This window comes from Hyphomicrobium sp. (assembly GCF_036833075.1).
Taxonomy (GTDB): domain Bacteria; phylum Pseudomonadota; class Alphaproteobacteria; order Rhizobiales; family Hyphomicrobiaceae; genus Hyphomicrobium_C.
Map to the genome: position 1 here is coordinate 62,030 of NZ_DAITQL010000016.1, position 6,946 is coordinate 68,975.

At 59.3% G+C, this 6,946-nt stretch carries 4 protein-coding genes; 3 read left to right on the top strand and 1 reads right to left on the bottom strand.

All coding sequences use genetic code 11. From position 1 onward, the window contains the following. The first annotated feature begins 75 nt into the window (after positions 1-75). From V7082_RS07185 to V7082_RS07195, 3 genes are all read left to right on the top strand, one after another. The gene (locus V7082_RS07185; protein ID WP_334147170.1) at positions 76-1,866 is read left to right on the top strand and encodes an SIR2 family protein; all 1,791 of its coding nucleotides are present in this window, start codon (positions 76-78) and stop codon (positions 1,864-1,866) included. A gap of 39 nt (positions 1,867-1,905) precedes the next feature. Beyond that, the gene (locus V7082_RS07190) at positions 1,906-3,774 is read left to right on the top strand and encodes a hypothetical protein (protein ID WP_334147172.1); all 1,869 of its coding nucleotides are present in this window, start codon (positions 1,906-1,908) and stop codon (positions 3,772-3,774) included. Between the two features lie 69 nt (positions 3,775-3,843). Next, positions 3,844-5,088 (top strand): DUF4238 domain-containing protein, encoded by a 1,245-nt coding sequence (locus V7082_RS07195; protein WP_334147174.1) that lies wholly within the window; start codon positions 3,844-3,846, stop codon positions 5,086-5,088. 69 nt (positions 5,089-5,157) lie between these two features. Here the strand turns inward: V7082_RS07195 and V7082_RS07200 are convergent, their stop codons facing one another. After that, positions 5,158-6,513: a tyrosine-type recombinase/integrase gene (locus V7082_RS07200; RefSeq protein ID WP_334147176.1), complete on the bottom strand. Its 1,356-nt coding sequence runs from the start codon at positions 6,511-6,513 to the stop codon at positions 5,158-5,160. Positions 6,514-6,946: the final 433 nt, after the last annotated feature.

Below are 6,946 nucleotides of genomic sequence, written 5' to 3' on the forward strand. Positions count from 1 at the left end.
AGCCGCAAGTAGTGATTGATGGCTGCTCAACCTTGCTATGCTCCGGCGCCTCCCTCCTACTGATTCGCGTCGGCCATGAGCATTTTATCAAGTGATCCGATTACTCAGCTCGCATTCTCGATGTTCGAGAACAAAGGTGTCTATGCCGTACTTCTCGGCTCCGGTCTCTCTCGTGCGGCCGGGATTCCAACTGGATGGGAGATCACTTTGGACTTGGTCCGCCGAGTTGCGTTAGCGCAAGGCGTCGAAAATCAGTCCGATTGGGCGACGTGGTATCGCGAAAAGTATGGTGCGGAACCCGACTATTCAGCGCTTCTAGCAGAATTGGCCATCTCGCCTGCAGAACGTCGATCAATACTGCACTCTTACATTGAGCCCGACGACGAGGATCGCGCCGAAGGCAAGAAACTTCCAACTGCAGCCCACCACGCCATAGCTGGCCTGGTTCGCGACGGGTATGTTCGCGTGATCGTAACGACCAATTTTGATCGGCTGCTGGAAAACGCGTTGCGAGAAATTGGTGTCGAGCCAACTGTCGTCTCTTCGGTCGACACCTTGTTGGGAGCCGAGCCGATCACGCATAGCACCTGCTACGTTCTGAAGGTTCATGGTGACTATAAGGATGCACGCATCCTGAACACCGACGAAGAGTTAGGCGCGTATCCGCCGCAATACGATGCACTCCTCGATCGCATTTTCGATGAGCACGGTCTTATCGTTTGCGGCTGGTCAGGCGAGTGGGATGACGCGTTGCGAGCAGCATTGTTGCGTGTCCCTAGCAGGCGTTATCCTTCGTTCTGGAGCATGCGAGGCAGGCCGGGAAGCGGCGCGGAAGCCATCATCAGTCAACGTAAGGCGGTCGTCATTCCGATTACCGACGCCGACGGCTTCTTTCTAACCATGGCCGAGCGTGTAAAAACGCTCGCCGAGACTAGAAAGCAGAGTCCGTTGACGATTGATCTGCTCGTCGGTTCCGTCAAACGATATGTTGCGCGACCGGAATTCCGCATTCGACTCGATGAAGTAATCACGCAGGAAGCCAACAAGTTATTCGACCGCCTCGAAGCTAAGGAGCTCTCTCCGCAGGGTAGTTGGTCCGTCGATGAATTCCGCCGACGCCTAAAGGTCTACGAGGCAGCAACCGAGCCACTCGCGAAGGCCTTTGGCGTCCTGGGGCGATGGGGCGATGACGCCGAGTTGGCGATCATTGCCGATACGATCCGCGGAGTGGTTACCAGGGCGAACAAGCTGGGCAACGGCCTTACTGTTTGGCTTGGTCTTAGGACGTACCCGGCCGTTCTGCTCATGACGGCCTACGGTCTCGGCCTTGCGCGAGCCGAGCGTTGGAAGACGCTGCATGATCTGTTTTCTCTATCGATGCCTAGGGAGGAGCGGGACCCGAAGCGCGTCGTCAATTCCCTCTTCCTATGGGACTGGAAAGGTTGGGACGACAATCTTTGGAACAACGTTGAAGGTTTCACGACGGGTAACAGCCGCCGGAAAACACCACTCAGCGATCATCTACAGGACCTGTTTTCTGAATGGGGCGTGGCGTTTCTAGGCGTTCCCGCGGACAGCGCCCTGCTGTTCGACCGGTTCGAGGCGCTGGGGGCATTAGTCCATCTTGAAGAGAACAGTGAAAGCTCATTGAAGGATCAACTGGAGAAGGGTGACGGGAAGGCTAGGATGTCGGTCGGTCGCCTCGGTTGGCGAACTGAAGGGCGTCGCTCAATAGAACACGAGCTGAAATCAACTGCGACCAGGCAACAACTACTCAAAGCAGGGTTTGCATTCGGTAGTGAAGCATATCTCGATCTGTTTCTGGAGAACCTGTCACGGGTAGCTCGATGGATGGAGTGGCGCTGACACTCCGCCCAGCGATTCCTGCGGGGGAGCGGCCGGACGATGTCTATACGCCTGGGAGAACTGTTTGCATGCACTGAGCAGGGCGGCGCTTTCGTCGCCGAGGCTGCCAACGGCCGGCTCCTGCATATAGACGAGGTGCCTTCAGGGCTCGCCTGCAACTGCGTCTGTCCGGGTTGCGGAAGACGGATGGTTGCCAAAAAGGGTGAGGTGCAACGGACGCACCATTTTGCACACCACGCTCAGCAAGATGGCCGATCATGCGTGTCCGCCGGCGAGACAGCCCTGCATAAATTTGCGAAACGTATTCTAGATGAGCGTCTCGAAATTGCATTGCCAGCGCAGGTCGTCGAGGAGCAGAGGGATAGCGAAGTTGTCGTCCGGGCGGAGAAGCGCACTTTCGATCGAGCGATCCTGGAAACCAAAGATGGGCAGATCGTTCCCGACGTCGTGTTGCTCTTACGCGAGCGCCGACTCATCGTAGAATTTAAGGTCACTCATCCGTGCGACGCGCAGAAAATCGCACGGATCCGAGCGATGGATGTCGGCGCAATCGAGATCGACCTCTCGCAATACCGTGACCACAAGCTCAGCGAGATCGGAGACCAAATACTATACGACGCGCCGCGAATTTGGCTGCACAATCCGCGAGAACGTGAAGCGCGGGCGCGCCTCGAGCAGAGAGCGCTACAGCGTGCCGAGAAGAAGCGGACGCAAATCGAACATCATCGCAACTCCTATCGCCATCGTTCACCATCAGAGACCCCGGGAAGCGGGCCCTGCGAAGCCGCTGCCCGGGAAAGCGGCCTCGCGGACCTCATCAATTTGCCGGTGGATGGAGCTGGATGCTTCACCGTCGCCGTTGCGGAATGGCAAGCGGCCGTTCTGCAGGCACTGCTCGCCCCAGCGAAGCGGCCTTTCCGAACTCGGAATGGGCTCGCAGCACTCCGCAGCAAACGATGGCTCGACCCATCGTTTACTGACATTTCAGATGAGATCGCATGCGGGGTGAGAGAGTCTGGCATTCCCTTCAATTCTCCGTTCGAAACCGTCGGGGCGTATCTGAAGCAACTCGAGCGACTTGGCTTCGTTCATTCTGGTCCGACCGAGATTTGGCGTGCCTCCCATACGCTGCAGGTCCGGATTGATGAGGCGCGCGAGCTCCGTGCGCGCCCGGTGAAACGCTTGCGCGAGCTACGTCACGTCGTTGAAGAGATGATTGCCACGCTTCCAGCAGGCGAAACGGCTGCCTTCGCGTTTGAACAATGGTGGAATACAACGCTCCCAGGACGGGGGTATTCACCTCGCGCCGCGGTCGAGTTTGATGAAGTGAAGTGGCGATCGTTCCAGCATGATTTAGCGAACATTACGACCCAGATTCGCTTCTCTCCGCGAGAAGCCTTGGATCTGATAGGGCTTCCCTACCAGGGCGCGCTGTCGCGTGCGCTCGAGCGCAAGCATGCAGAAGAGGCGGAGCGTGAACGCGCCAAGCAAGCGAAGCTCGAGGCGGACAAAGCGACGCGGGTCTCCGGTCTGCGGAATCGTGCGCTCGGGCGGATCGGAGGCGAAGCGGAAGCCTGGCTCGCCGCACCAAACCCCAGTACCGGAGACCGATCGCCTATCGAGGTCGCTTCAGATAGTGAAGGCGGTTACGAGGATGCGATCCGTGCGCTCGACCGCAGAGCGCGAGAGATCGAGGCTCAGCAACGAGCCAGTGAGAGGAAGACAAAAGCTGTGGCCGAGCTCGCGGCGCTTGCGCAATCCCGGTACTACGACGGCGAGCGGGCTGCGTTGTGGATGCGGGGCAAGCGACGCGAGTTAGGCGGCAAATCACCGGAGGAATTCACGATTGATGACGCTACTCGGCAGCGATGTAGTGAACTGCTACCCCCGAAACGTTCGCGTCGATAGGTACTCGGATGCGCTGTAACATACCACCGTCTCGGATCAATGGGCCGACCTTCTAAGAAACACCACTTCGTGCCGCAGGCTCAGCTTCGGAATTTCTCTGCGGATGCGGAGCGCCGTTTTCTTTACGTGCTCGACAAACAAACGGATCGTTCGTTCCGAACCTCGATCCTTAACGCTGGGTCAGAGAACGACTTCAACGCGGTTAGTCTCGGCGCCAGCAAGTGGAACTTCGAAGATTTATTCCAGGACGTCGATGCCCGATCGGCTCGCCTTATTGCGGAGATTCTCTCGCGCAAGTCCGTGGTGTGGCTATCCGATGACGATCGCCTCGCTTTAGCCGACCTGTTCGCCACCCAGCTGCTCCGCACGCATTTCGGTCGGACAACGCCGGCGCACCTCGCTGAGCGCCTTCGGGAGATCATACGGCACCTGGGCTACGATCCCGATCAGGACCCGACCATGGCGACGCCCTCCGACGCAGCGCTGCGACTCGGCGCAGTACGGACATTTCTTGATCGCAGCGAGCAGGTCGTCGCGCTCCTGCGCCTGTACCCCGCCTTATACCGAGCAAATGGACATCATCGGTTCATCATCTCTGACCATCCCGTCGCATTGATAAACGCCTTTCCCTACGGCGAGCTCGGGCTCACTTCGCACGGCATACTAGTCATTCTACCGATCTCACCAGAGATCGTGATCGCTTTGCACTGCCCGACAATCGTCAAGCGCTATGAGATGGCCGAACAGGCGGATCTCGAGGCAGATCGAAAAGAGCGAATCTTTCGGTATCGAGACGGCCTGAGGTCTGGCAACCCGATCGATATTGACGAAGATATGGTCCTGTTCCTCAATCATCAGCAAACCGTTCACAGTACGCGTTACCTCTACGCCGCCACCGACACGTTCGACCTCGCACGCGACGCGCTGAAGCAGCAGCCTCACCTTCGGTCCGTCACGACACACGTGACGTTGGGCGACATGGGGCGGGCGCCTACACGACGCTCGGGGATGCCGTCGGGAACACACCTCGTCGTCTATGGTCCCGCCGATCATGGGATGCTCAGGATCGAGGAGGTCGATGAGTCCGGTGAAGGGATCACCGCTCGGACTGGCCAGATCGCATTGTTGGCTCAGATGGCCGCGGATCAGGGCATGCTCCGTGTCGAACTCTATATCGATGGGCATCCCATACGTACGCTGGGCGCCGCGATGATCGAGCCTTTCGGAAACTCGGCCGATGGGTGGTTCCGTGTGGTCCATCGTGACGCCGGGTTGAGAGAGTTAGGCAAGCGTCTCGACCGCGACCGCCGGTAGCTGGCTTTTGTGGCCAGCATGACCCGCGATATCGAATGTCGAGCAGTGGGCAGCACAAGATCGCAAACTTTACGCAGCGAGGCGCGGTTCTTCTTCTACCGCAGTGGTCTCGCCAACGGCCTGGCGTAGGAACCGCGCAAGAGCCGCCTTCCGGGAATCCCGGTCGAGCGCATACGCCGTCTGCTTGAAGGCCACCCCATCGAGGAGCCCTTGAATGTAGCCCGAGATCGTGTCCGCAGCCATGATGAGCGCCGTGTCGAGTGTATGGATATATTTGCTCGTCACGGAACCCTTGGAGTGGCCGACCAGCGCAGCGATCGTCACTTCGGTGAAGCCCAGATCGTTGGCGATACTGGCGAAGCTGTGACGCAGGACGTGCGGCGTGACATCGGCGAGCGGGCTGTCTTTGAAGATTTGCTCCCAATGGTTCGGAAAACTGCCGAACGCATTGTCCTCGCCCTGGCCGGGGAAGACGTAGGTGCCCATTGCGGTCTTGCGGCGCTCCTCCAGGTACTCGACCACAGGAAGACCGATGGCGCGAATGGATTCGCCTTCCTTGCTATCTTCTAGGCGCAGGCAACTCGCGTCGGTGTCCGCCTCGGTCCACATCAGCGAGATCATTTCCGAACGGCGACAACCGGTGAGTGCGATCTGCCGGATGATGTCGACGGTCATGGCGTACTTTTCGATCGTTGCTGACTCGCGCAGCATCTGGCCGAGCGTGCGATACTCCGCTTCGGAAAGGCGGCGCTTGCGCACATTGTCCTTGGGCTTCTTCACCCCATGGGCGGGATTGCGCTCGATGATGCCGGCTTCGACGGCATAGGTGAGGATTCCGCCCAACAGCCCCACAGTGCGCGTCGCGGTGCCCGCGCCGCCGCGCACGATGGCCTTGCCGCGCAGCTTCTTCGTCTTCACGGCCACGCGCGTTTTGCCGGCCATGATGTCCTTCAGCACCTTGTTGATGTCGGCCTTGGTCAGATCCTTCACGCGGCGGGCGCCGATCAGCGGAATGATGTGTCGTTCAATGCGACCGGTATCGGTCACGATGGTCGTTGCCTTCTTGGGACGACCGCCCTTGCCAAGGATCAGACCTGCATTGAGGTCGGCGAGGTAGAGGGTGCACAGTTCTTTGACGGTGATCGCCTTGTGATCGAGCTGGCGTTCCTCGGACGGGTTGTCACCACTGGCCACACGACCGAGCTGCACCTTCGCTTCCTGCCGGGCAGTCTCCGCCGTCCAGATGCCATGGAGGCCGATGGTGAAGCGACGGGTTCGACCGGCGGCGCGATATTGGATAAGGTAGCTTCGCTTACCGGACGCGAAGATGCGGAGACCGAAGCCGGGCAGCTCGTCGTCCCAGATGAAGTAGTCTTTCTCGCGGACCTCGGCAGCGTCTACGACGCGTTTCGTCAGCTTCGGCACTTGGCAATTCCCCCGTCGAAGAGGGGCTGTTTCCGCGGAAGCACCACGGAAGCAGCCGGCTGAAAGTCGGAGCAAAGTTTCGGATACGGATTTCGGCGGGAAGAAGGTGATTGTCTAGTGGTTTCAATAGGTTGTCGTAGCATGGCGTGTCCTGGCGTATAATTAGGATGGCCAGGTCAAATTGCTCCGAAGGCAGAGGTCACAGGTTCGAATCCTGTCGGGTGCGCCATTCCTGAACAAGACTGGGCGCCTAGTCACTCGGTCTCACCGAGACCAACCCATTGAGGCCTTGCGCCTGTAGCGGGCGCCGTCTGCTATCCGGCCGTCATGCCGGAGCGCCGTGACGGCCGTAGCTGGGGGACGCGGCCGTTCAGCCCGTCCCGGGCTCACTCATACCCCGCGCGGCCATAGCTGCGCAGAACGCCGCGCAGCT

Excerpts from the sequence above, each read along its gene's own strand:
- V7082_RS07190 (WP_334147172.1), top strand. The coding sequence starts at position 1,906 with ATGTCTATACGCCTGGGAGAACTGTTTGCATGCACTGAGCAGGGCGGC.
- V7082_RS07185 (WP_334147170.1), top strand. The coding sequence starts at position 76 with ATGAGCATTTTATCAAGTGATCCGATTACTCAGCTCGCATTCTCGATG.